This is a genomic window from Streptomyces xinghaiensis S187 (assembly GCF_000220705.2).
Lineage (GTDB): Bacteria > Actinomycetota > Actinomycetes > Streptomycetales > Streptomycetaceae > Streptomyces > Streptomyces xinghaiensis.
This window is the reverse complement of sequence record NZ_CP023202.1, coordinates 2,828,343-2,852,506: the sequence shown is the minus strand read 5'-3', so window position 1 is coordinate 2,852,506 and position 24,164 is coordinate 2,828,343. Positions and strand designations below refer to the sequence as shown.

Genomic DNA, 24,164 nt, shown 5'->3' with positions numbered 1-24,164 from the left:
ACGGTGCTGCACCGTCGCGGGGCACCGACTGGAACCGGGCGCCGGGGGACGGCCATGATGGGGCCATGAAGAACGACGGGGGACGGGCCGACGAGCCCACCAGCTATCTCATCCCGCCACCGGGCGCGCCCGCGCCGCCGCCCCCGGCCGCCGGCCCCGCCGCGGCGCCCGCGCCCGGGCAGCCGGACCGGGCTCCCGGGACGCCGGCGTCCGGCGCCGCGTCCCACGGGGCGGCCGCGCATCCACCGGAGCCGCACCGGCCGCCCGCGTCCCATCCGGCGCCGGGAACCCCGGCCCCCGTGCCGACCGAAGTGGTCGCCACCCCGCCGCCCCCGCCCCGGCACGGAGCCGTCCCGGGCGCCGCCGGCCCCGCGCCCGGCCGGACCATCGGCGGCCGTTACCGCCTGCTGTCCCGGCTCGGGCACGGTGGCATGGGCACCGTCTGGCGGGCCCGGGACGAGGTCGTCGACCGCGAAGTGGCCGTCAAGGAGCCCCGGGTACCGGACCAGTTGAGCGAGCAGGAGCGGCAGACCGTCTACCAGCGGATGCGGCGCGAGGCCCGCTCCGCAGCCGCCATCGACCACCCCTCCGTCGTCACCGTGCACGACGTGGTGGTGGAGGACGGCCGCCCGTGGATCGTCATGGAGCTGGTCCGCGGCCAGTCGCTGGGCGACCGGCTCGGCGAGGGCACCCTCGACCCGCGGGAGGCGGCCCGTATCGGCCTGGCCGTGCTGGGCGCGCTGACCGCCGCGCACGAGGCGGGGGTGCTGCACCGGGACGTCAAGCCGGACAACGTCCTGCTGGGCCGGCACGACCGGGTGGTGCTCACGGACTTCGGCATCGCGCAGGTCGAGGGGGAGCAGCGGCTCACGGAGACCGGCGCGTTCGTCGGCTCCCCGGAGTACATCGCGCCCGAACGGGTGCTCGGCCAGCTCCCCGGGCCGGAGTCCGACCTCTGGTCGCTGGGCGTGCTGCTGTACGCGGCGGTCGAGGGCATGTCCCCGTACCGGCGTTCCAACACCCCGGCGACGCTGCAGGCCGTGCTCTCCGCGGAACCGCCCGCTCCGGCGCGCGGGGCGGGCGCGCTCGGCCATCTCGTCATGCAGCTGCTGCGGAAGGACCCGGCGGCGCGCCCCGCACCGGCCGAGATCCGGCAGACCCTGGAGAGCGTCGCCCGCCCGCCGCAGCCCCAGCCCGCCCTGCTGCCGACCCGCGCCATGGCGGCCGGCGGCCCGGGCGGACTGCTCCGCACCCCCAAGGGCCGCCTCGGGCTGGGCGGCGGGCTGCTGGCGGCGGTGCTGGCCCTGGTGCTGATCGTCGCCAATCCGTTCGGCGGCGACGGGCCGCCGGAGGACTGGCGGGTCCGGGAGGAGGGCGAGATCGTCAAGGCGTCCCTGTTCCTGCCGCCCGACTACGAGCGCACCGACTCGGAGGAGGGATACGTCACCTTCGCGGATCCCAGCGGGGTCTACACCGTCGAGCTCTGGCGGGACCAGGACACCGGGGAGCCGGACGACCCGCCGAACCCGGACTCGGCGGAGAAGGCGGCCGAGGAGCTGGTGACGTACTACGAGGGCGGCGCCGAGAACTCCGTGAAGGAGGCCCGCAGCACCACGCGCCAGGCGCTCCAGCAGGAGCGGGAGGCGGTCCAGGTCCTCACCACCTACCGGGACTACGGGGCGAACGAGGACGACATCACCCGGCACTTCCGGGAGCACGTCTACGTCAACGAGGACCGGGTCGTCTGGCGGCTCCGCGTGCGGATGCCCGCCGAGGGCCACGCCCGCCCGGAGGGCGAGAAGCTGTTCGACGAGATCGTGAGCCATCTGAGGATCCAGGAGCTCTGAGCGCGGTGGCCCGGTGGCCCCGGCGGAGGCCGGGCCACCGCCATGATCCTTCCCGGGCACACTTCCCTCACCGGTCAGCCATGAGAACTCCCTGACCAGGACCCTTTTGCCAGCAATCACTGGCGCGATCACGCCGTTTCGTTCCACCGGAGTGAAATCGGTGTTACTGCCGGGTACACAAACGGAGCGCCCAGGCATACCCTCACCCGCATGACGGAGACGCAGGCCACCCCGCAGGACAGCGCAGCACCCGCCACCGCCGGCGGCACCCCGGCACCGCCCGCCCCGGCGGACGTGACCGATGGCACCACGGCCCCGCCGGTCCCGGCGGACGTGACCGGCGGCAATCCGGTCTTCACCGCCCCGGCGGGCACCCGCACCGCCGCCGACGTGGTGACGCCCGAACTCGTCGCCCGGCTCACCGCCGGCCTCACCGGCACCGGCAGCACCGCCAACCACACGCCCTTCACCGGCGAGCGCCTGGCCGAGCTGCCCGAGTCCACGCCCGAGGACGTGGCCGCCGCCTTCGAACGGGCCCGCGCGGCCCAGCGGGCCTGGGCCGCCGTCCCCGTGCGCAAGCGGGCCGCGGTGCTGCTCCGCTTCCACGACCTGGTGCTGGCACGGCAGGACGAGGTCCTCGACCTCATCCAGCTGGAGACGGGCAAGACCCGGATGCACGCCCACGAGGAGGTGCAGGCCGTGGCCATGGCCGCCCGCCACTACGGCCGCCGCGGCCCCGCTTATCTGCGCCCCAGGCGGCACACCGGCGCCGTCCCCGTCCTCACCAAGGTCACCGAGCTGCGCCAGCCGCGCGGCGTCGTCGGCCAGATCGCCCCCTGGAACTACCCGTTGGAGCTGTCCGCCGGCGACGCGCTGCCCGCCCTCGCCGCCGGCAACGCCGTCGTGATGAAGCCGGACACCGAGACCGCGCTCACCGCGCTCTGGGCCCGGCGGCTGCTCATCGAGGCCGGACTGCCCGAACAGGTGTGGCAGGTGGTCATCGGTGACGGCCCCGTGGTCGGCCCGGCCGTGGTCCAGCACGCCGACTACGTCTCCTTCACCGGCTCCACCCGCACCGGCCGCACCGTCGCCCAGACCGCGGCCCTCCGGCTCGTCGGCTGCTCGCTCGAACTGGGCGGCAAGAACGCCATGCTGGTGCTCCGCGACGCCGACCTGGACAAGGCCGCCGAAGGAGCCGTCCGCGCCTGCTTCTCCTCCAGCGGCCAGCTCTGCATCTCCATCGAACGCCTCTTCGTCCACGAGTCGGTCGCCGACGACTTCCTGGAGCGCTTCGCCGCCCGCACCAAGGCCATGAAGCTCGGCACCGCCCTCGCCTACGGCGCCGACATGGGCTCCCTCGTCTCCGAACGCCAGCTGGAGACGGTCGGCCGCCATGTGGACGACGCCGTGGCGCGCGGCGCCAAGGTCGTCGCCGGCGGCCGCGCCCGCCCCGACGTCGGCCCGCTCTTCTACGAGCCGACCATCCTCGACGGCGTCGCGGACCCGATGACCGTCTGCTCCGAGGAGACCTTCGGCCCGGTCGTCTCCGTCTACCGCTTCGCCGACGAGGACGACGCGATCGAACGCGCCAACGCCACCACCTACGGGCTCAACTCCAGCGTCTGGACCAAGGACGGCCGCCGCGGCCGCGCCGTCGCCGCCCGGCTGCGCACCGGCACCGTCAACGTCAACGAGGGCTACGCCGCCGGCTACGGCAGCGTCCAGTCGCCGATGGGCGGCATGGGCGACTCCGGGCTCGGCCGCCGGCACGGCTCCGAGGGCATCCTCAAGTACACCGAGGCGCAGACCGTCGCCCACCAGCGGCTGATGCCGCTCGCCCCGTCCTTCGGGCTGACGGACGAGAAGTACGCGGCGCTGATGTCGGTGAGCCTGCGCGCCATGAAGGCGCTCCGCTTCCGCTGAGCGCCCCCGGGCCGGACCGCGACCGCCACCCCCCCGCCGGCCCCCCGACCCCCGTCCCGACCCGGCGCCGCCGGCCCGCGTCCGTCCGCGGACCGGCGCCGCCGGCCGCACGACCCCACACCGCTCCCGTCCGCGACGGCACCTCGGGCGCGGCCGGAACAGAACCACACAGCATGGGAGGGCCGACACCGTGGCCGAAGGCAAGTACGACTACGACGTGATCGTCGTGGGCTCCGGTTTCGGCGGATCCGTATCCGCCCTGCGGCTGACCGAGAAGGGCTACCGCGTCGGCGTCCTCGAAGCCGGCCGCCGCTTCACCCGGGACAGCCTCCCCAAGACCTCCTGGGACCTCAAGAACTTCCTGTGGGCGCCCGCGCTGGGCCTCTACGGCCTGCAGCGCATCCACCTCCTCGACAATGTGATGATCCTGGCCGGCGCCGGGGTCGGCGGCGGCTCGCTCAACTACGCCAACACCCTCTACGTACCGCCGCGCCCGTTCTTCGAGGACCGCCAGTGGGGCCACATCACCGACTGGCAGGAGGAGCTGAAGCCCTACTACGAGCAGGCCCAGCGCATGCTCGGGGTCCGGCTCAACCCGACCACCACCCCCTCCGACGTCCACCTGAAGGCCGCCGCCGAGAAGATGGGCGTCGGCGACACCTTCCACCACGCGCCCGTCGGCGTCTTCTTCGGCGACGGCAAGGACGCGGACGGCCGGACCCTGGCCGAGCCGGGCGCCGAGGTCCCCGACCCGTACTTCGGCGGCGCCGGACCCGACCGCAAGGCGTGCACCGAGTGCGGCGAGTGCATGACGGGCTGCCGCCACGGCGCCAAGAACACCCTCAACGAGAACTACCTCTACCTCGCCGAGAAGGCCGGTGCCGTCGTCCACCCGATGACCTCGGTCACCGCCGTCACCGAGGACGGGGACGGCGGCTACGCGGTCTCCACCGTCCCGACGGACAAGCGCCGCAAGTTCCGGAAGAAGCCGAAGGTGCTCCGCGCCCGGCAGGTCGTCATCGCCGCCGGCACCTACGGCACCCAGACGCTGCTGCACACCATGCGCGACCAGGGCCTGCTGCCGCGCGTCTCGGACCGGCTCGGCGAACTCACCCGCACCAACTCCGAGGCCCTGGTGGGCTCCATGACCTCACCGGCCCGCTACCGCAAGAAGTACGGCAAGGAGCCGGACTTCACCAAGGGCGTCGCCATCACCTCCTCGATCCATCCGGACGAGAACACCCACATCGAGCCGGTCCGCTACGGCAAGGGCTCCAACGCGATGGGCCTGATGACCACCCTCCAGGTGCCGCACGGCTCCCGGCTGCCGACCGCCCTCGCCCACGCCCTGCACTGCCTGCGCCACCCCGTGCTGCTGCTCCGCTCGCTGTCCAACCGCCGCTGGTCGGAGCGGACCATCATCGGCCTCGTCATGCAGTCCCTGGACAACTCCCTGACCACGTACCGCAAGACCAAGGGCCCGGGCAAGGGACTGCTCACCGCCCGCCAGGGCCACGGCGCGCCCAACCCGGTCTTCCTGCCGGAGGGCGCCGAGGCCGCCCGGCACATCGCCGAGGACATCAACGGCTTCCCCGGGACCAACATCGGCGAGGTGATGGGCACCCCCCTCACGGCGCACTTCCTCGGCGGCTGCCCGATCGGCGAGGACGCGGACCACGGCGTCATCGACCCGTACCACCGGCTCTACGGCCACCCCGGCATCCATGTCGTGGACGGTTCCGCGGTCTCCGCCAATCTGGGCGTCAACCCGTCGCTGACGATCACGGCGCAGGCCGAACGCGCCATCTCCCTCTGGCCGAACAAGGGGGACGCGGACCCCCGCCCGGCCCAGGGCGAGGAGTACGTACGGCTGCCCGCGGTGGAACCGCGCTCCCCGGCCGTCCCGGAGGGGGCTTTCGCGGAACTGCGGCTCCCGGTGATGCTCCCGGTGCCGGCCGTGCCGCCGAAGGCGAAGGTGCCGGAGCCCAGGACGGAGGAGACGGTGCCTGCCGAGCCCGCCGGGGCCGTGGAGCCGGCCGGGCCCGCCGGGTCCGCCGCTCCGGCGGCACCGGCGGCGGCCGACGGGGCCGCGGCGACGGAGCCGTCACCGAACGGCCGCCCCGCCGGGGCATGACCGCTCCGGGCGGACGGCCCCGCGGCTGAGGTGCCCCCGCGGAAACGGGAAGGGGCCGCACTCCGGGGTGCGGCCCCTTCCCGGCGTCCTGCTGCCGTGAGCGCGACGTCTTACGCGGCGGCGCCCATGTCACCGGTCCGGCGGCGGCGGACGACGAAGACCGCACCCGCGCCGGCCACCATGGCGACGCCACCGATCATGGCGATCGCCGGCAGCATGGAGGAGGAACCGGTCTCGGCGAGGTTGCCGGTCACCGGCTGCTTCTCGACACCACCCTGCGGCTTCGGGCCGGTGCCGGTACCCGGCTTGGCCTCGTTGCCGGGCTTCGGCTCGGCCTCACCCGGGTCCGGAACGGTCGTGCCCGGCTTGACGACGGTGAACTCGTAGTCGTCCCAGCCCTCGGCGATGCACTCCTGGCCCTCGACGTTGTCGAGGAAGGCGCCGGAGCCGAAGGTCCAGCCGTCACCGGCCGGAGCGTCCTTGTTGATGTTGACGCGGAGGTCGATGGCGACGTAGTCCTTCGCCTTCATGACGTCGACGCCCCAGAAGTAGGCACCGGCCCACTCCTTGTCACCGATGGCCACCCACTGGTCGGTGCCCGGCACCTTGAACTGGAGCTGGACGAAACGGCTGAGGAACTTGTCCTCGTCCATTTCGTAGTTCTCCACCTCGGCGTAGAAGGCGACCTCGTTGAGCTCCCTCTCCGAGGTGTTGGTGACGGTCAGCTTGAAGCCGTGCCAGCCGCTGCCAGCCTCGATCTTGCCCGGCAGCCCGCTCAGCTCGGCCGTGACCGCCTGGGTGTAGTTCTCGTCGACCTCTTCGCAGAAGAGCGGGAACTCGGGCTCTTCCTCACCCTCGCCCGGCTCGATGGGGGAGACGTCACCCGGCTCGGCGGGCTTGTCCTCGTCCTTGTCCCCCTCCTCGGCCTCGGCGTCCTTCTCGGGCGTCTCGCCCTCGGTGTCGTCCCCGGTCTCGGTGTCCTCCTCGGCCGGCTTCTGCTCCTCGGCGGAGGGCTGCTCGTCCCCGGACTCGGGCGCGGCGTCCCCCGGCTCGTCACCGGGCGCGGGCTCGGTCGTCCCGGAGTTCTCGGGGGACGGGCTCTCCGCGGCGGTGACCGTGGTGTCGTTCTCGTTCGCGTACGCGGCCGGGGCCGCCATCAGCGCTGCCGGGGCTATGACAGCCGTCGCGGCGGCGGTCGCCAGAACGCGGCGAATTCTCATGCAGACCTCTTCGGTCAGCGGTGCCGTGGTAATGCGGCACCGGAAAGAAAGAAAGGTGTGCCGCCCTGCCGTCGCGGTGGGGGGACGCGTTATGGCGGAGCGATCGCCATAAGTGACCGGTAAAGATCGGCAATGGTTGTATGCCCAGGACACAGGCATGGGGTGACGCACGTCACGGCACATGCCGAAGGGCCTCACGGGGCCGGGGTGCGGGGCGGGCGTGAGGCCCTTCGGCGGCCGGCCCGGCTCAGGGGTGCCGGGCCGGGGGAGGGCGGGCGCCGGGGGAACGCCCGCCGGGGGAGAGGGGGACGGGGCCGGGGCCGGTGACCGGAGACGGCCGGCTCCGGGCGTCCCCGGAACCGGCCGCTTCGGCAGTGACCGGGCTGCTGTCCCCTGCTGTCCGGTCACACACTGAAGCGCGGTCCCACGACGTGCACCGCTTGTCCCCAAGCCACTCGGCACGCCACACGCTTCAGTGAGATCCGCCCCTGCCTACCGGGCACCCGGAGGGGCTGGGCGGAAGCCACGCCTCATCCTGATCGGCCCGTGCCCGGCCGGCACGGACAACCGGCTCAACGAGGGGCGAGGGGAACGGTCACGGCCTCCCCGACACCGGGAAACGGCGGACCGGGAACCACTTCCGCGTTCGTGCGGTGCCGACCGTCCGGGCGGAGCCGTGCCCGTTCCGTGGAAGAGCCGATGAGTTTCGCCCGCCGGAGGAGTCCTATAGGACAGGGCGGCTGCCGGGGCAGGGGCCGACGACGGACATCACGGACCTTGGCCGGCGGCCCACACCGGACGCGACGTGCACGACGGACAACGGACAACGGACAACGGACAACGGAAGACGGAAGACGAGATGGGGACGACCGATCATGAGTAACAGCGGTTCCGGCCCGGCGATCGAGACATCGGGGCTGGTGAAGGTATTCGGGGAGACCCGCGCCGTGGACGGTGTGGACCTCACCGTCCCCACGGGCACGGTCTACGGGGTCCTCGGCCCCAACGGCGCCGGGAAGACCACCACGGTCAAGGTGCTCGCCACGCTGCTGCGCCCCGACGGCGGCGAGGCCCGCGTCTTCGGCCACGACGTGCTGCGCGAGGCGGACGCCGTCCGCGGCCGGGTGAGCCTGACCGGGCAGTACGCCTCGGTGGACGAGGACCTCACCGGCATGGAGAACCTGATCCTGCTGGGCAGGCTGCTCGGCCACGGCAAACGCCCGGCCCGGGAACGGGCCGGACAGCTCCTGGAGGCGTTCGGGCTGGCGGAGGCGGCGGGCAGGCAGGTCAAGAACTACTCGGGCGGGATGCGGCGCCGCATCGACATCGCGGCGAGCATCCTCAACACCCCCGACCTGCTCTTCCTCGACGAGCCGACGACCGGCCTGGACCCGCGCAGCCGGAACCAGGTCTGGGACATCGTGCGGGCCGTCGTCGCCCAGGGCACCACGGTGCTGCTGACCACCCAGTACCTCGACGAGGCCGACCAACTGGCCTCGCGCATCGCCGTCATCGACCACGGCAAGGTCATCGCGGAGGGCACCAAGGGCGAGCTGAAGGCGTCGGTGGGCGCCGGCACGGTGCACGTACGGCTGCGGGACGCGGCCCAGCGGCCCGAGGCCGAACGGCTGCTCACCGAGGCGATGGCCGCGCACATCCAGCTCGACCACGACCCGGTGGCCCTGACCGCCCGCGTCGGCACCGGCGGCGACGGCAAGGGCGCGGCGGAGCAGGCCGCCCACGCCCTCGCCGAGCTCGGCCGCGCCGGCATCGTCGTCGACAACTTCTCGCTGGGCCAGCCCAGTCTGGACGAGGTCTTCCTCGCCCTCACCGACCGCACCGACCGCACCGACCGCACTGAACACACCGACCACACCGGACACACCGCCACCGGTACGGCGTCCGCCACGGGCAAGGACAGCAAGGAAGGGGTCCCGGCATGAGCACCGCGACGAGCACCGTGAGCACCGACGCGCGGACCGGGGAACCGGCCCCCGTCGCCACCGAGAGCCTGGCCGAACTGCTCGTCGCCGGGCGGCGGCCGCCGCGGCCCAGCGCGTGGTCCGCGTCGGTCACCTTCGGATGGCGGGCCGTACTGAAGATCAAGCACGTGCCGGAGCAGCTCTTCGATGTCACGGCGTTCCCCGTGATGATGGTGCTGATGTACACGTACCTCTTCGGAGGCGCGCTCGCCGGCTCGACCACCCGCTACCTGCAGTTCCTGCTGCCGGGCATCCTGGTGATGAACGTCGTGATGATCACGATGTACACCGGGGTGTCGGTCAACACCGACATCCAGAAGGGCGTCTTCGACCGGTTCCGCACCCTGCCGATCTGGCGCCCCTCGGCGATGGTCGGCTACCTCCTCGGCGACATGCTGCGCTACGCCATCGCCTCGGTGGTGATGCTGACCCTCGGCCTGATCATGGGCTTCCGGCCGGACGGCGGCGTGGCCGGTGTGCTCGCCGGGGTGGCGCTGCTGGTGGTCTTCTCGTTCGCCTTCTCGTGGACGTGGACGATGTTCGGCCTGCTGCTGCGCAGCGAGAAGTCGGTGATGGGCGTCAGCATGATGGTGATCTTCCCGCTGACCTTCCTCAGCAACATCTTCGTCGACCCGCGGACCATGCCGGGCTGGCTGCAGGTCTTCGTGAACAACAGCCCGATCACCCACCTGTCCTCCGGCGTGCGGGAGCTGATGGCGGGGGAGTGGCCCGCGGACGAGATCGCCTGGACCCTGGGCTGGGCCGGGGTGTTCGTCCTGGTCTTCGGGACGGTCACGATGCGGCTGTACAACCGCAAGTGACGCCCGGCGGGACGGTGTGTGCCGCGCCCCGGGGACGCCAGGACGACGCCGGGGCGCGGCGCGGGCACGGGCACGTGTGCGGGTCAGACCCGCCCGCGGCAGAGATCCAGGAGGGTCATCGCCAGCGCGGTGCCCGGCTTGCCGAGCTGCTCGCGGTAGTGGTGGAGCACCTCCATCTCGCGGGAGAGGTTCACCCGGCGCCCGCCGGAGGTGATCCTGGCCTCCTGGATGGCGGCCGAGACGGCCATCCGCTCCCGCACCAGGCCGATGATCCGGGCGTCCAGATCGTCGATCCGCTCGCGGGCCCCGGCGATGAGGGCCGCGGCCTCGTCGGTGCGGGCGCCCGTGTCGGGGGCGGCGGCCTGCGCGGGCACCCGCGCGTCCGCCGCGGGACCGGTGGCCGGGTTCGTACCGCTGTCCGTGGTGCTGTCCGTGCCGCTCTTCTTGCTCAGGTCCGTGTTCATGTCCGTGTCTCCTCGGAGCCGTGGGCCCCGGTACCGCCGCGGCCCGGACCGAACGCAGAGCGCCCCGGGCCTTGACCGGCCCGGGGCGCCTGGAAAGTCGCGTGTCAGTGGCTCACGCAGCGCGACCTTGGCAGCCGGACGGGCCGGTGCCATAGGTAAAGCGGAAGGTGAGCTGCGAGAACATGCCGACAGTATGGCCCGCCCGGGGCGGACGGTGCCAGGACGGGCCGGATGCTGAGACGGACGGGGCGCCGCCCCGCGCCGTTAGAATCGGGATCCAGCCAGCTCCACCGTCCACGCCGGAAGGCCGCCGCAGTGCCCTCAGCGACCCCCGCTTCCGCTCCCGACGCCGACCACTCCCCGGACACGGTCCTCGTCGTCGATTTCGGTGCGCAGTACGCCCAGCTCATCGCCCGTCGCGTCCGCGAGGCCCGGGTCTACAGCGAGATCGTCCCGCACACCACGCCGGTGGCCGAGATCCTCGCCCGCAACCCCAAGGCGATCATCCTCTCCGGCGGCCCCTCCTCGGTCTACGCCGAGGACGCCCCTGACGTCGGCCCCGAGCTGTTCGAGGCCGGCGTCCCCGTCTTCGGCATCTGCTATGGCTTCCAGGCCATGGCCAAGGCGCTCGGCGGCACGGTCGCCCGCACCGGCACCCGGGAGTACGGCGGCACGGACCTCACCGTGGCCCGCCCCGGCTCCACCCTCTTCGAGGGCACCCCCGCCGAGCAGTCGGTGTGGATGTCGCACGGCGACTCGGTCGCGGAGGCCCCCGAGGGCTTCACCGTCACCGCCTCCACCCCCGGCACCCCCGTCGCCGCTTTCGAGAGCGACGCCAAGAGGCTCTATGGCGTGCAGCACCACCCCGAGGTGATGCACTCCACCCATGGCCAGCTCGTCCTGGAGCACTTCCTCTACCGGGGCGCCGGCCTCAGCCCGGACTGGACGATGGCGAACGTCGTGGACGAGTCCGTGGCCGCCATCCGCGAGCGCATCGGTGACAAGCGCGCCATCTGCGGGCTCTCCGGCGGCGTCGACTCCGCGGTCGCCGCGGCCCTCGTACAGAGGGCCATCGGGGACAGGCTCACCTGCGTCTACGTCGACCACGGCCTGATGCGCAAGGGCGAGTCGGAGCAGGTCGAGAAGGACTTCGTGGCGGCGACCGGCGTCAAGCTCAAGGTCGTGGACGCCGAGGAGCGCTTCCTCACGGCGCTGGCCGGGGTCTCCGACCCCGAGCAGAAGCGGAAGATCATCGGCCGGGAGTTCATCCGGGTCTTCGAGCAGGCCGCGTCGGAGATCGTCGCCGAGGCGGGCGAGCACGGCGAGTCCGTGGAGTTCCTGGTGCAGGGCACCCTCTACCCGGACGTCGTCGAGTCCGGCGGCGGCACCGGCACCGCCAACATCAAGTCCCACCACAATGTGGGCGGTCTCCCCGAGGACCTCCAGTTCCAGCTGGTGGAGCCGCTGCGCCGGCTCTTCAAGGACGAGGTCCGGATGGTCGGCCAGGAGCTGGGCCTCCCCGAGGAGATCGTCCAGCGCCAGCCCTTCCCGGGTCCGGGCCTGGCCATCCGCATCGTCGGCGACGTCACCAAGGAGCGGCTGGACCTGCTCCGCGAGGCCGACGCCATCGCCCGCCAGGAGCTGACCGCCGCCGGCCTGGACCGCGAGATCTGGCAGTGCCCGGTCGTGCTGCTGGCGGACGTCCGCTCGGTCGGAGTCCAGGGCGACGGCCGGACGTACGGCCACCCGGTCGTCCTCCGCCCGGTCTCCTCCGAGGACGCCATGACGGCGGACTGGACGCGCCTGCCGTACGAGGTCCTGGCGCGGATCTCCACCCGGATCACCAACGAGGTGGACGAGGTCAACCGCGTGGTCCTCGACGTGACCAGCAAGCCCCCGGGCACCATTGAGTGGGAGTGACCCGTCACCGGTCCCGCTCCTGACCCCTCCGCACGTCAACCCCGGCGCCGCCGCTCACACGGATGAGTGGCGGCGCCGGGGTTTGTCCCGGGTACGCCGATCAGGTCGGCAACGATGCGTCCCATGGAAGCGTCAGAAGCGTCACGGCCCGGCGCCGAACCACCGTGGCGGCACACCCGGCCGAAGCCGCCGCCGGGTGGCTACACCGCCGACGACCTGGACCGGCTCCCCGGCCTGCCTCCGCACACGGAGCTGATCGACGGAAGCCTTGTCTTCCGGAGCCCGCAGACGGTTTTCCACACGCGGACTCTGCGCCTGCTGGAGCACAGCCTGCTGCGCACCGCGCCCGAGGACATGGAGGTCCTCAGGGAGATGACCATCGTCCTGGACGACCGGCAACGGCCGGAGCCCGATGTGATGGTCACCCGCGCCGACGCCGACACGGGCCCGGACCAGACGGCTTACCGTCCGCAGGACGTGCTCCTCGCCGTCGAGGTGGTCTCCGACGACTCCCGGGCGCGGGACCGGGAGACCAAGCCGCTGAAGTACGCCAAGGCGTGCATCCCGCACTTCTGGCGGGTGGAGAGCGACAACGGCCGTCCCGTGGTCTATGTCTACGAGCGCGACCCGGCCACCGGCGCCTATGTGGCGACCGGCATTCACCACAACCGGCTGAAGCTGTCCGTTCCGTTCACCATCGACATCGATCTGACCGGGACCGCCCGCCCCTGAGCGGCCGGGGCCGGGCCCGCACCCGGAGGTGACCTGCTCGAAGGTGATCGGATCTGCTCCATTTATTTGATTGTTGATGTACTTCGTCTCCCGTAATCGGGCCGGATCGTGGAGAATCCTCCTCCGGAAGCGATCGAGAGGCGGACCTCATGGCGCACGGGCTCCACCGGGCACATACGCCGGAGCCGGCGGGAGCACGGGCCACCGCGGCCCGCTACGCCCTGCTCCCGCTCCGCATCTTCCTCGGCGTCACCTTCGTCTACGCGGGCATCGACAAGCTCACCGACCCGGCCTTCATCGCCGACTCCGGAGCCGGATCGATCGGCCAGCTCATGAACTCCGTGCGGGACGCCTCCGCCATCCCGGCGCTGGTGGATCTCGCTCTCCGCGACCCCACGCTCTTCGGCTACGCCATCGCCGGCGGGGAGATCGCCGTCGGTCTCGGCACGCTGTTCGGGCTCCTCGCCCGGCTCGCGGCCTTCGGCGGCGCGCTGATCTCCCTGAGCCTCTGGCTGACCGTCAGCTGGCAGAGCGACCCCTACTACTACGGCAACGACCTGGCCTATCTGATGGCCTGGCTGCCGCTGGTGCTGGCGGGCGCCCCGTATCTGTCACTGGACTCGGCCATCGCCAACCGCCGCGCCCGCCACGGACAGCAGCTCTACGGCTGAGCGGCGCCCACGGGCCCCTCGCGCGTCCGGCGCCGCGTCACCCCGGGGCGTCCGGCGGCAGCCCGTCGCCCGGGAGCCCCCGGAGAGCCCGGCGCCTCGCGCGCCGTCGGCGTACGCCGTGGGAGACCGCCCCCACGACCCCCGCGGCGCACAGGCCGAGCAGGACGGCGGGCAGCAGCCGCGGGCCCGGCCCGGGGTCCACGGCACCGGCCGAGGACAGCAGGGCCACGACACCCGCGGCGAGCAGGACCAGTCCGGCGACCAGCTTCGCCGGTTCGAACGCGTGACGGCCGCGGCCGCCGTGCTCACGGGGCGGCACGTTCCACCTCCACCCGGCCCATGCCGGCTTCCAGTTCGAGGACGAGGGTGCCGGCCGGGGTGAGCCCGCCCTCCGGCCGCAGGGTGACGGTCCGCCGGGCGCCCGGCTGGATGTCGATGTCGTTCTGCGGGTCGCCGGGCAGCCGGCTGTCGCCGAGGCCGATCTCCAGGCCGAGTTCGAGGACGGCGTCCGGCGGGACGAGGACGCGGAGCTCTCCCGCGCCGACGCTCGCGCGGGTGCTGACCGTCTCGCCCCGCTCCAGGTCGAGCGCGGTGAGGTCGAGTACGCCCCGCCCCGTGCCGATGCCGTACACCGGCCGGACCTCGGCCGCCGAGCCCGGGTGCCAGGTGCTCTGCTGCCAGTGCGTGGTGACGTTGCCCGGGACCGCGCCCGCGCCCACCAGGAGCCCGCAGGTCAGCACCGCCGCGACGACCGTGCCGCCGCCCGCCCGGCCGTACCGGGCGGCCACCGCCAGCCCGAGTCCGAAGACCGCCAGGGCGGCGGCGAGTCCGGTCTGCAGGCTGGTGGTCAGCGGCCCCTGCTCCCAGGTCACGAGGGTGCCGGTGACGGCGGCGGCGACCGCCGCCAGGAACGTCCAGCCGCCGGTCCAGGGTCCCGACGGACCGCGCCGGCCACCGCGTGGAACGGCGGGCGCCCGGTACGGACCGGGGTCCGACCCGTCGTCCGGGCCCCAGAGATAGCCGGTGCCCGGCGGGCCCGTGGTGCCGTCCTTGACGAACGGGTCGCGCCACCAGGACGGCCCGCCGGGGGACGGCGGGGCCGTCGTCTCGGGGGGCGCGTCCGCCACGGCCTGCGCCGCCGCCGCGTCCACCGCGGCGCCCGCCTGCTCCACGCGCCGTTTCCGCAGCGACCACGAGCAGACACCGGCCAGCGCGGACGACAGCAGCACGGCGAAGAAGAACACCGACCCGTTGTTGAGCATCGACAGCAGCAGACCGGAACCGACCAGCGCGAAGAGCACAGCCGTCAGCGCCGGGCCCTCGACACGGCCGGAGAGCAGCCGCCGCAGCTCGTTCTCGTCCTCGCCGTCGAGCGGGATCAGCAGCCAGGCGAAGCCGTAGGCGATGAGGCCGACGCCACCGGACATGGCGAGCACGGTGAGGACGACCCGGAAGATCACCGGGTCCAGGTCGAACTGCCGGCCGAGACCGCCGCAGACCCCGGCGATCGTCTTCGTACGGCGGCTGCGCCGCAGCCGGGGCAGCACCGGGGGGACACCGGAGGCGGGGTCGGCAGTGCTGCCGGTGGTGGATCCCCGGGCCCCTCCCGGGCCCGCCGGACCCGGACGCGCGGTACCGCCGGGGGCCGCCGGGGCGCCTCCCGGCGCGTCCACCGCCGGGCCCGGGGCGGGCTGCTGATCGCTCATGCGTCCATGGTGACGGCCCGGCGGCCCCGGACCCACCCGTGACGACCCTGGCGGAACCCTGAGCTTTCCCCGAGACGGGCCGCCACCAGGCCCGGGAGCGGCCCCGCCGGGACCCCCGGGGCCGTTCAGGGTCCGACCCTGATGCCGGGCCGCCCCGTCCCGTGTGACCATCGGGTCATGACCGCCGCCGCGCCCCGCGCCGGGACCCCCGGCGCGGGCAGTTACCCCGCCCCCGCCCCCGGGCCCGACGTCCCCGACGAGCCACCGGTCCGCAAGCTCTACCGCAGCGCCGAGGGCCGGATGCTCGGCGGGGTGGCCCGCGGCCTCGCCGGCCATCTCGGGCTGCCGGTGTCCTGGGTGCGCATCTTCTTCGTGGCGCTCTTCATGGTGGAAGGGCTCGGCGCACTGCTGTACGCGGCTTTCTGGTTCGTGGTGCCGCTCGGCGTCGGCGGCGTGGAGGCACCGCGCGGCGCGGGCGGGGGCCCGGCGGCGGCCAGGGGCGGAGCCGGCGCGGCGACGGAGGCGGGAGCGGAGGCCGCCGCCGGGCCGGACGGCCGGCGCCGGCTCCTCGTCCGCAAACCCGACCGGGGGCAGATCATCGCGCTCCTCGCCATGGTCGTCGGCGTGGCCGTGTTCGTGGACAACCTCCAGCTCGGCCGCCGCGCCAACGCCTACCTCTGGCCGGCCCTGCTGATCGGCGCGGGCGTCGTCCTGGTCTGGCGGCAGGCCGACAACGCGCGCCGCGCCCACTGGGCCGCCGTCACCCGCCGCAAGCGGGTGCTGCCGCTGGTGCGCGGCGCGGCCGGGGTGCTGCTCGTGGGCGTGGGCGTGAGCGCCATCGTCGTGATGCAGGGCTCGGCGCGGCACCTGGGCACGGTGCTGCAGGCGTCCCTCGCGGTGCTGGTCGGCATCGCCCTGCTCGCGGGCCCGTACCTGATCCGGATGGCGCAGGACCTGTCGGAGGAGCGGCTGATGCGCATCCGCGCGCAGGAGCGCGCCGAGGTCGCGGCCCACGTCCACGACTCGGTGCTGCACACCCTGACGCTGATCCAGCGCAACGCCGAGAACGCCCGCGAGGTCGCCCGTCTCGCGCGCGCCCAGGAGCGGGAGTTGCGGGCCTGGCTCTACAAGCCGGAGGGCCGCGGCAAGGACGAGGAGGAGGAACCGGACACCCTGGCCGAGGCGGTGAAGGCGACGGCGGCGGAGGTGGAGGACGACCACGGGGTGCCGGTCGAGGTCGTCTGCGTCGGCGACTGCCCGCTGGACGAAGGGCTGGGCGCCCAGCTCCAGGCCGCACGGGAGGCGATGGTCAACGCGGCCAAGTACGGTGGCGAGGGCGGGGCGGTGCAGGTCTACGCGGAGGTCGAGGGGACAACGGTGTTCATCTCCGTACGGGACCGGGGCCCGGGCTTCGACCTGGACGCGGTGCCGGCGGACCGGATGGGCGTCCGGGAGTCGATCATCGGCCGGATGCAGCGCAACGGCGGCACGGCGAGGCTCCGTTCGGCACCGGACGGAGGCACCGAGGTGGAACTCGAAATGGAACGCGCGGCATGACGGGCGGGGGCGGCACGACCCGCGCGGCCGCCGGCCACACCGGCCGGACCGGGCCGGGACAGGGCCCGACTGCCCCCAGCCGCGTACGCGCGCACGCACCTACGCTGGTGCACAAGGGCTGGGGCGACGACGACACGACCGCACGCGCGGCCGCGCGGTACGGAAGAGGGACGGACGGGCGATGAGCGACGGAACGCAGAACGCGGGCGGCACCAGCGGCGCGGGAGGAGGCCCGGGAGCAGAGGGCACCGGCGCCGCCGGGGCCTTCAACGGCCCCTCGGACAGCGGCACCAACGGCCCGGAGACCGCCGGCCGCCACGCACGGGTGGTCCTCGTCGACGACCACCGGATGTTCCGCACCGGCGTCCAGGCCGAGATCGGGCAGACGGAGACCACCGGGGTGGAGGTCGTCGGCGAGGCCGCGGACGTCGACCAGGCGGTCACGGTGATCACCGCGACCCGGCCCGAGGTCGTCCTGCTGGACGTCCACCTCCCGGGTGGCGGCGGCGTGGAGGTGCTGCGCCGGTGCGCACCCCTGATGGCCGACCAGCAGCAGCCGGTGCGCTTCCTCGCCCTCTCGGTCTCCGACGCGGCCGAGGACGTGATCGGCGTGATCCGCGGTGGCGCCCGTGGCTACGTCACCAAGACCATCACCGGCACGGATCTGATCAACGCGGTCTTCCGGGTCAAGGAGGGCGACGCCGTCTTCTCCCCGCGCCTCGCGGGCTTCGTCCTGGACGCCTTCGCCTCCACGGACGCCCCGCCGGTGGACGAGGACCTGGACCGCCTCACCCAGCGCGAGCGCGAGGTGCTGCGCCTGATCGCGCGCGGCTACGCGTACAAGGAGATCGCCAAGCAGCTGTTCATCTCCGTCAAGACGGTCGAGTCCCACGTCTCGGCGGTCCTCCGCAAACTCCAGCTCAGCAACCGCCACGAACTCACCCGCTGGGCCACGGCCCGCCGGCTGGTGTGACGCCCCGGGGCTTGACGTGCCGACCCGACCGGCCTTGGCCGGGTCCGGACACCGAGAGGCGTGGATTCGTACTGGCACCAGGGAATGCCGTGGGCGCATGCGTCAATGGGCGAACTCGCCGGTGCGGAGGCCGGATATGAAGGAATCCCATGCGTGTGGGGCGTAGAACTGCGTTCCCATACCTGGATTCTTGCTGTCTCTGACGGCTCTCCCCCCATCACTGGTCCGGGCGACCTCTACGCAGTCATTAGAGGCTCCTCCGGAATACGAGGACTTTATGAAGGGGCTTGTAACTCGGTGCGGTGTCACGGATTGCGGCCTTCCCTGGGGATGCTCTTGATGGTCTTCTCGATAAAGGCGCGGCTCTTGTCCGGGGTGAGGGCGGCAGACCTCAGCGTGTCGAAAGCGTGGGCGTAGTTGACCAGTTCATCCGAGTCTTCGAGGATCACGGTATTCGACAGGCTGTCGAACGCAACCGCCTCCGGCGCCGGTTCCGGTCCGAAAGCGAACGTGACGAACGGCGTGGCGACGCGCGCGGCGGCCCACTCGTCGAGCGGAAGGACCTGGATGGTCACGTTCTGCTGCCGGGAGATCTCGGCGATGTGAGCCAACTGGGCGCTGTGGGCTTCGCTCGACGGCATGGGCGCAGTCAGGGCCGGTTCCCAGATCACGGCTGCGAATCGCGCACCGGTCTCCTGGATCGCCTCGCGTCGTTGTTGTCGTACTTTGACGATCTCATCAGCCGCTTCGGCCGTGATGACGGCTGGATTCGCCGCGATCAATGCTCGTGTGTAGGCCGGGGTTTGCAGAACGCCGGGAATGAACACAGGCTGCCAGGACCGGATGTACGTGGCGTCCGCTTCCAGTGCGATGAAGTCGCCCAGTTGCGTAAGCGTGGGCGTGCGGTAGTCCAGCCACCATCCGCGCTTGTTGCTGTCGCGGGCCAGTTTCTCCAGTCGTCCCCGCTCGGCTCCGTCTTGGACCCCGTAGAGGTCGAGCAGCACTCGCACGTCCCCCACCCGAGCGCTGACCTGACCGGATTCAATTCTGCTGATCTTCGCCACGGAGCAGTCCACGGCGTCAGCCGCGCGGTCCTGGTCGAGCTGTGAGGCCAGCCGGAGCCGCTTCAACGCCGCTCCCAGCCTCCGGCTGCGCACAGTGGGCTTCCCACCTGCGGGCATCAGGTCCCCTCTCCTCTGTCCAGCAAGTCTGCATGTCAACGCTGAGTGCACGCCAGCAACTTCGGGCCACCGGCACGAGTGCAAGTTTGCATCAGGATTAGCTTGCATTGTGCGTTGCGGCGGGTCTAGCGTGCTTCACATCACACAGTGTCTCTGGAGTGTGGCGCTGAGTGTTCTTCGTTCCGCGTGCTCAGAGCCTTGGGGGCCGTATGTCCGGGTGCACACACACCAAGAGGTTCCGCATCCGTCGGCACTCCGTTCGGGAAGCACGTCTCCACGTCGAGACGGTGCTCGCCGAGTGGAAGCTCGGAGGTTTGACCGACACCGCCTCGCTCATCGCCAGCGAGTTGGCGACGAATGTCGTCAACCACGCCAAGGGAACGGGCGAGTTCTTCGACCTGTCGCTGCGCCGCAGACCGGCCGTGCTGGTCCTCGAAGTCGCCGACTCCTTCCAGTGGAAGATGCCGGAACAGCGGAAGCCGGGACCGGACGACACATCCGGGCGCGGTCTGCTGATCGTTGACGCGTTGTCCGAGTCCTGGGGTGTCCGCCCCCGGGAGACGGGCAAGGCCGTCTGGGTGCACCTGCCCATCCTGGGCGTCAACGGGGCGCGCACCGGCATGACATGGTGACGTTGTGGGCCCTGTACGGCCGGGCCGCCGGATCGGCGCTCCGGGCGACGCACTGGTGCGAGGCCGCCGCCGTCACCCCGGACCACCGGGTCCACGATCTCGGCACGTCCGCAGCCACCACCCCGCACCACGCCCTCGACTGGCTGCGTGCCCGTGTGCGGGATGTGGCGGACCAGCTGAACGCGCCTTCGGCCCGCCCGGCATGGCACTGGCTCCTCGACGGATGGGAGTACGACCGCGCGCTGCGGCTTCTCACACGCGGGGAGACGTACTCCTTCCTCCTCGACGAGGAAGGTGTGCGTTACGTGCTCTCGGCGCGGAGCGCCGGCAAGCACCGGGGTCAGCCCGTGCTGTCGAGATCCCCGGCATAGAGGGCGATGGCGCGGCGGTACTCCTGTACGGAGGCATCCTGGCTGGTCGTCGCCAAGAGGTGCAGCAGGATGCGCATCGCCTCGTGGTGCTCGCCCGAGTTGTAGAGGGCCATGGCGAGGAAGGTCCGCAGACCGCCGTCCTCCGGGTACTCCGCGACACCGCGGCGGAGGGTTTCAACGGCGCGTGCGTACCGGCCGAGTACCCGGTAGGTGTGCCCAGTCCGAGGAAGGCCCCGCGGCGGTCCTCGTCCGGGAGGCCGGTCCCGGCGAGGCAGCGTTCGTAGAACGGCACCGCCTCGGCCTCCAGGCCCAGGCGGTCGTGGACGCAGGCCGCGCGGTACGCCACGCCGGCATCGTCCGGGAACCGTGCGGCCAGGTCCAGCAGTTGCTCCCGGCTCTCGTCGGGACGGTCGTCCTCCGGTGCGTTCATGAGGCACATCGTGGCAGTGCGGGCATACCGCAAGGGCCGGAAGCGAAGGAACGGGTCCGGAGGCGGCCTCCCGGACTGTCGTGGCCGAGAAAGGGAACGCCGGCGTCACCCGCGGCTCGTACACGGCGCGGCCCGTACACGGCGCGGCTCGTACGCGGAGCGTCTGTACGAGCCCACGGGCTGTCACGGAGGCGCGGGGCGGGACATGATGGCGGGGCCGTGAGCGGTCCGGCGCCCCCTGTCGTAACCGCTCGCGGAGCCCCGTTCCGGGCGGTGCGTCGCTCCCGCCCACCTCCGGCCGCCCGGAGCGGGGTGCCCTCCCGGACCGCCGCACCCCGGGGCCGGTTGCGTCTCCGGGCCGGGCGTCCGGGAGGCGGGGCGACCGGAGCCTGGCACGGCCCGGTCACGCTCCGGGAACCATGAGGACACCTGGGTGCCGGGCCGGTCGGGGGCCCGCATAGGCTCGCGGGCATGGACGTACTCATCGATGTCTTCGTCGGCCTGCACATCATCGGTATCGCCTCGCTGCTGGGCGGCTTCCTCGTCCAGATGAAGGCGATGGGCGCCGGCACCGCGCGCATGGTGCCCGCCATGCTGCACGGGGCGCTGACCATGCTCGTCACCGGCGTGCTGCTGGTCGGGTTCAACGAGATGAACGACGCGATGGTCAACAACGTCAAGGTCGGCGTGAAGCTGGTCGTGCTGGTCGCCATCCTCGGGCTCGTCTACGTCAAGCGGGACGAGGAGCGGGTGTCGAAGGGCGTCTTCGGCGCCGTGGGCCTGCTGACCGTCCTCAACATCTTCATCGCCGTCCTCTGGCACTGACGACCCGATGACCTGATGACTGCGGCGGGGCCCGTCCCGGGGCGCGTGCTCGGGGCGGGCCCGCTGTCTCCGGAGGCCGGAGGGTCTGTCAGAAGGTGATGACCTGGTCCGCCCAGAGGGTCCAGTCGGCCAGTTCCTCGAGGGTGGAGCGGCGGGCCTCGCCCGTGAGGAGGTCCTCGCCGAGGCCGCGGGCGTCCATGCACGTCCCGCAGCAGCCCACTTCGGCGCCGTGGCGGATGCAGGACTCGACCATCCGGTCCAGGTGGTAGTAGCCGTTGGGGACTCGCTGGCCGGCGATCGCGCAGCCGACCGCGTCGCCCATGAGGAAGACCCGGATCTCGGTTTCGGGTCGCCTGGCGAGGGCTCCGGCCAGGCGCAGGCCGTTGTAGGAGCGCTCGGTGCCGTAGGGCGGGTCGTTGAGGATGAAGAGGATCTTGCGGCTCATGGTGCCTCCGGTGGTGGGAGTGGTGACCGGCTGTCGGGAGGCTCCGGGTCCGGAGCCGGCGGCGGGGCGTGCCCGTGCTTCCTCAGGGCCGGACGGGTGCGGTGGCGGCGGAGACGAGCAGTTCCGCGGCGGTGGTGATGTCGGCGCTGGTCGTGTGGCGGCCGATGCCGAGGCGGACGGTGCGGGCCGCCTCGTCCGGGGTGAGGCCGATGGCGGTCAGCACCGGGGAGGGCGTGGTGTCACCGCGGTGGCAGGCGCTCCCGGCCGAGAACGCCAGTCCGGGCGTGGCGGTCATGATCCGGTCGGCGGTGTGGCCGGGGAAGGTGAGGCTCAGGTTGCCGGGCAGCCTGTGGCGGGAGGAGCCGTTGAGCCGCAGGCCGGGCACGGCCGTGGTGAGCGCGCCGAGCAGCCGGTCGCGGTGGGCCCCGATGCGTGCGGCGTCGGTGCCGTGCTCGGCCTGGGCGATCTCCGCGGCGGCGCCGAGGGCGACGATGCCGGGCACGTTCTCGGTGGCGGCCCGCAGGCCGTGCTCCTGGCCGCCGCCCACGAGCTGGGGCCGGAGGGCGGGCGTTCCGCGGCGGATGTAGAGCGCGCCGACGCCCTTGGGGGCGTACATCTTGTGTCCGACGAGAGTCAGCAGGTCCACACCGAGGGCGCCGACGTCGACCGCGACGGTGGCCGGGCTCTGGGCCGCGTCGGTGTGCAGCAGGATGCCGCGCTCACGGGTGACGGCGGCGAGTTCGGGGAGCGGCTGGAGCGTGCCGATCTCGTTGTTGGCGTGCATCACCGACACCAGGACGGTGTCCGGCCCGACGGCGTGGACGAGTCCGGCGGGGTCCAGGCGCCCGTCGGTGCCGACCGGCAGGCGGGTGACGCGGAAGCCCTCGCCGGCGAGCCGGTCGCAGGTGGCCTGGGTCGCGGGGTGCTCGATGGCGGTGGTGACGATGTGGTTTCCGCGGCCGGCGGCGCGCAACGCGTGGGCGGCTCCGGTGAGCGCGAGGTGGTTGCTCTCGGTACCGGAGGAGGTGAAGACGATCTCGTCGGGACCGGCGGCGCCGATCAGCGCGGCCACCCGGGTGCGGGCCGTCGCGACCGCCGCCGCCGCGGTGCGGCCGTAGGCGTGGGAGCTGGAGGGGTTGCCGAACTCGCTGGTCAGGTACGGCAGCATCGCCTCCACCACGCGCGGGTCGACGGGGGTGGTGGCCTGGTGGTCGAGGTAGACCGGCCGGTCGTTCATGCGGGGTCTCCGGCGTTCGGAGGGCGGGGATCGTCCTCGGCGTGCTGCGGTGGCGGGTCCAGTGGGTGCCAGGGGGCGTCACCCCGGGTGCGGCGGGCGCCGGGGCTCACCCGCAGGGCGTAGGCCGGCCGGGGCGTACCGGGGACGGGGCCGAGGTAGGTGTGGCCGGTGAGGTGGCACCAGGCCGGGAGGTCCAGCGGGGCGGCCGGATCGGTGGCGATCAGGTGGACGACCGTGCCGGGTCCGGTCCGGCCGACCCGGCGGCTCAGTTCGAGGATCAGCTCCGCGCACAGCCGGTCGCCGCCGTCGATGACCAGCGGGGCGGGGGAGGCCGGGCCCGCCGCCGTCATGCCGCGGCCGTTTCGACGGGCAGCCCGTCCAGCCGCCACTCCAGCATCCCGTCGGTGAGCCGGGCGGCCGTGCGGCCCCGTTCGCGCAGCAGGCGCACGGCGTCGTGGGCGAGGACGCAGTAGGTGCCGCGGCAGTACGCCACCACGTCGGTGTCCGGCGGCAATTCGGCTATCCGCTCGGCGAGTTCCCCGACCGGGATGGACACGGCTCCGGGGATGTGCCCGGCGGCGTACTCCTCGGCCGGGCGCACATCGAGGACGACGACCTCGCCGGCCTCCGCGCGGGCGAGCAGTTCCTCCCGGCCGACCCCTTCCCCCGTGTCCGCGCCCAGGTAGGCGGCCCGGGCCGGCTCGACGGCGGGCTGGTGGGCCCGGGCGACCTGGCGCAGCATCGCGTACAGGGCGGCGACGTCCTCCCCCGCCAGCCGGTAGTGGACGCGGACCCCCTCGCGGCGGGTGGTGACCAGTCCGGCCTGCTTGAGGGTCTGCAGATGGGCCGAGGCGGTGGTGAGGTTCAGCCCGGCCGCTCTGGCCAGGGCCTCGACCGGGCGTTCGCCCTGGGCCAGCAGGTCCAGCAGCTCAAGGCGCTTTCCGCTGCTCAGGGCCTTGCCGGTGCGGGCGAAGGCGTCGTACAGCGCACTCTTGCGCGCGGCGTCTCCCATGGCATCCTCCAAACATCCATGGAATATTGTAGCTTGAGGGGCGGCTGAAGCGATCCGGCACCCGCGTCCGCACCGTAGCCG

23 protein-coding genes and 1 pseudogene are annotated in these 24,164 nt (G+C 72.7%); 13 read left to right on the top strand and 11 right to left on the bottom strand.

Translation table 11 applies throughout. The features are described from left to right. The first annotated feature begins 65 nt into the window (after positions 1 to 65). From SXIN_RS12075 to SXIN_RS12065, 3 genes are all read left to right on the top strand, one after another. On the top strand, positions 66 to 1,847 hold the full coding sequence (locus tag SXIN_RS12075) for a serine/threonine-protein kinase (RefSeq protein ID WP_095756978.1): 1,782 nt from the start codon (positions 66 to 68) through the stop codon (positions 1,845 to 1,847). 210 nt (positions 1,848 to 2,057) lie between these two features. Next, positions 2,058 to 3,770: a succinic semialdehyde dehydrogenase gene (locus SXIN_RS12070; RefSeq protein ID WP_019710486.1), complete on the top strand. Its 1,713-nt coding sequence runs from the start codon at positions 2,058 to 2,060 to the stop codon at positions 3,768 to 3,770. A 190-nt stretch (positions 3,771 to 3,960) separates the two neighbouring features. Continuing rightward, entirely contained in the window at positions 3,961 to 5,904 is a 1,944-nt protein-coding gene (locus SXIN_RS12065) for a GMC oxidoreductase (RefSeq protein WP_095756977.1), read from the top strand. Between the two features lie 110 nt (positions 5,905 to 6,014). Here SXIN_RS12065 and SXIN_RS12060 read toward each other — a convergent pair whose 3' ends face one another. After that, positions 6,015 to 7,124, bottom strand: a complete 1,110-nt coding sequence (locus SXIN_RS12060) for an LAETG motif-containing sortase-dependent surface protein (RefSeq protein WP_039822787.1) — start codon at positions 7,122 to 7,124, stop codon at positions 6,015 to 6,017. An 875-nt stretch (positions 7,125 to 7,999) separates the two neighbouring features. On the opposite strand from SXIN_RS12060, the gene SXIN_RS12055 reads away from it, so the two are divergent. After that, positions 8,000 to 9,067 carry a daunorubicin resistance protein DrrA family ABC transporter ATP-binding protein gene (locus SXIN_RS12055; RefSeq protein ID WP_019710483.1) on the top strand — a complete coding sequence of 356 codons (1,068 nt, stop codon included), beginning with the start codon at positions 8,000 to 8,002 and terminating at the stop codon, positions 9,065 to 9,067. Beyond that, positions 9,064 to 9,927 carry an ABC transporter permease gene (locus SXIN_RS12050; protein WP_019710482.1) on the top strand — a complete coding sequence of 288 codons (864 nt, stop codon included), beginning with the start codon at positions 9,064 to 9,066 and terminating at the stop codon, positions 9,925 to 9,927. The genes SXIN_RS12055 and SXIN_RS12050 overlap by 4 nt, the downstream gene beginning before the upstream one ends. Positions 9,928 to 10,010: 83 nt before the next feature. On the opposite strand, the gene SXIN_RS12045 is transcribed toward SXIN_RS12050, so the two are convergent. Continuing rightward, positions 10,011 to 10,391, bottom strand: coding sequence for a chorismate mutase (locus SXIN_RS12045; RefSeq protein WP_019710481.1), 381 nt, complete (start codon positions 10,389 to 10,391; stop codon positions 10,011 to 10,013). Between the two features lie 315 nt (positions 10,392 to 10,706). Between SXIN_RS12045 and guaA the strand changes: the two genes are divergently transcribed. The 3 genes from guaA (at position 10,707) to SXIN_RS12030 (ending at position 13,714) form a co-directional block, all read left to right on the top strand. Further along, positions 10,707 to 12,311 (top strand): glutamine-hydrolyzing GMP synthase, encoded by a 1,605-nt coding sequence (gene guaA / locus SXIN_RS12040; RefSeq protein WP_019710480.1) that lies wholly within the window; start codon positions 10,707 to 10,709, stop codon positions 12,309 to 12,311. Between the two features lie 123 nt (positions 12,312 to 12,434). Beyond that, complete coding sequence (locus tag SXIN_RS12035) at positions 12,435 to 13,043, top strand: Uma2 family endonuclease (protein ID WP_019710479.1); 609 nt, start codon at positions 12,435 to 12,437, stop codon at positions 13,041 to 13,043. Between the two features lie 149 nt (positions 13,044 to 13,192). Further along, entirely contained in the window at positions 13,193 to 13,714 is a 522-nt protein-coding gene (locus SXIN_RS12030; RefSeq protein WP_019710478.1) for a DoxX family protein, read from the top strand. A gap of 37 nt (positions 13,715 to 13,751) precedes the next feature. On the opposite strand, the gene SXIN_RS12025 is transcribed toward SXIN_RS12030, so the two are convergent. Then, positions 13,752 to 14,033, bottom strand: a complete 282-nt coding sequence (locus tag SXIN_RS12025; RefSeq protein ID WP_095756976.1) for a hypothetical protein — start codon at positions 14,031 to 14,033, stop codon at positions 13,752 to 13,754. Beyond that, entirely contained in the window at positions 14,020 to 15,420 is a 1,401-nt protein-coding gene (locus tag SXIN_RS12020; protein ID WP_095756975.1) for a PspC domain-containing protein, read from the bottom strand. The genes SXIN_RS12025 and SXIN_RS12020 overlap by 14 nt, the downstream gene beginning before the upstream one ends. Before the next feature lie 177 nt (positions 15,421 to 15,597). On the opposite strand from SXIN_RS12020, the gene SXIN_RS12015 reads away from it, so the two are divergent. Together SXIN_RS12015 and SXIN_RS12010 are read left to right on the top strand one after the other, a co-directional pair. Continuing rightward, positions 15,598 to 16,977: an ATP-binding protein gene (locus SXIN_RS12015; RefSeq protein WP_095756974.1), complete on the top strand. Its 1,380-nt coding sequence runs from the start codon at positions 15,598 to 15,600 to the stop codon at positions 16,975 to 16,977. A 181-nt stretch (positions 16,978 to 17,158) separates the two neighbouring features. Beyond that, positions 17,159 to 17,950: a LuxR C-terminal-related transcriptional regulator gene (locus tag SXIN_RS12010; RefSeq protein WP_019710476.1), complete on the top strand. Its 792-nt coding sequence runs from the start codon at positions 17,159 to 17,161 to the stop codon at positions 17,948 to 17,950. A 102-nt stretch (positions 17,951 to 18,052) separates the two neighbouring features. On the opposite strand, the gene SXIN_RS12005 is transcribed toward SXIN_RS12010, so the two are convergent. Both SXIN_RS12005 and SXIN_RS12000 read right to left on the bottom strand, forming a co-directional pair. Then, positions 18,053 to 18,259, bottom strand: coding sequence for a DUF397 domain-containing protein (locus SXIN_RS12005; protein WP_095756973.1), 207 nt, complete (start codon positions 18,257 to 18,259; stop codon positions 18,053 to 18,055). After that, a complete protein-coding gene (locus SXIN_RS12000) occupies positions 18,256 to 19,131 on the bottom strand; it encodes a helix-turn-helix domain-containing protein (RefSeq protein ID WP_039822774.1) in 876 nt (291 codons plus the stop codon). The genes SXIN_RS12005 and SXIN_RS12000 overlap by 4 nt, the downstream gene beginning before the upstream one ends. A gap of 209 nt (positions 19,132 to 19,340) precedes the next feature. On the opposite strand from SXIN_RS12000, the gene SXIN_RS11995 reads away from it, so the two are divergent. Both SXIN_RS11995 and SXIN_RS11990 read left to right on the top strand, forming a co-directional pair. Further along, positions 19,341 to 19,763 carry an ATP-binding protein gene (locus SXIN_RS11995; protein WP_095756972.1) on the top strand — a complete coding sequence of 141 codons (423 nt, stop codon included), beginning with the start codon at positions 19,341 to 19,343 and terminating at the stop codon, positions 19,761 to 19,763. Next, on the top strand, positions 19,757 to 20,134 hold the full coding sequence (locus tag SXIN_RS11990; RefSeq protein ID WP_157916281.1) for a hypothetical protein: 378 nt from the start codon (positions 19,757 to 19,759) through the stop codon (positions 20,132 to 20,134). The genes SXIN_RS11995 and SXIN_RS11990 overlap by 7 nt, the downstream gene beginning before the upstream one ends. On the opposite strand, the pseudogene SXIN_RS11985 reads toward SXIN_RS11990, so the two are convergent. Then, positions 20,104 to 20,573: pseudogene (locus SXIN_RS11985) on the bottom strand (tetratricopeptide repeat protein). The gene SXIN_RS11990 and the pseudogene SXIN_RS11985 sit on opposite strands and share 31 nt — an antisense overlap. 462 nt (positions 20,574 to 21,035) lie before the next feature. On the opposite strand from SXIN_RS11985, the gene SXIN_RS11980 reads away from it, so the two are divergent. Further along, positions 21,036 to 21,389 carry a hypothetical protein gene (locus tag SXIN_RS11980; protein WP_019710471.1) on the top strand — a complete coding sequence of 118 codons (354 nt, stop codon included), beginning with the start codon at positions 21,036 to 21,038 and terminating at the stop codon, positions 21,387 to 21,389. 88 nt (positions 21,390 to 21,477) lie between these two features. Here the strand turns inward: SXIN_RS11980 and SXIN_RS11975 are convergent, their stop codons facing one another. The 4 genes from SXIN_RS11975 to SXIN_RS11960 form a co-directional block, all read right to left on the bottom strand. Continuing rightward, a complete protein-coding gene (locus SXIN_RS11975; protein ID WP_019710470.1) occupies positions 21,478 to 21,834 on the bottom strand; it encodes a DsrE/DsrF/TusD sulfur relay family protein in 357 nt (118 codons plus the stop codon). Between the two features lie 82 nt (positions 21,835 to 21,916). Continuing rightward, positions 21,917 to 23,071, bottom strand: a complete 1,155-nt coding sequence (locus tag SXIN_RS11970) for a cysteine desulfurase family protein (protein ID WP_019710469.1) — start codon at positions 23,069 to 23,071, stop codon at positions 21,917 to 21,919. Beyond that, positions 23,068 to 23,421 (bottom strand): sulfurtransferase TusA family protein, encoded by a 354-nt coding sequence (locus SXIN_RS11965; RefSeq protein WP_019710468.1) that lies wholly within the window; start codon positions 23,419 to 23,421, stop codon positions 23,068 to 23,070. The genes SXIN_RS11970 and SXIN_RS11965 overlap by 4 nt, the downstream gene beginning before the upstream one ends. After that, positions 23,418 to 24,083 carry an ArsR/SmtB family transcription factor gene (locus tag SXIN_RS11960; RefSeq protein WP_019710467.1) on the bottom strand — a complete coding sequence of 222 codons (666 nt, stop codon included), beginning with the start codon at positions 24,081 to 24,083 and terminating at the stop codon, positions 23,418 to 23,420. Before SXIN_RS11960 ends, SXIN_RS11965 begins: the two co-directional genes overlap by 4 nt. Positions 24,084 to 24,164 lie beyond the last annotated feature (81 nt).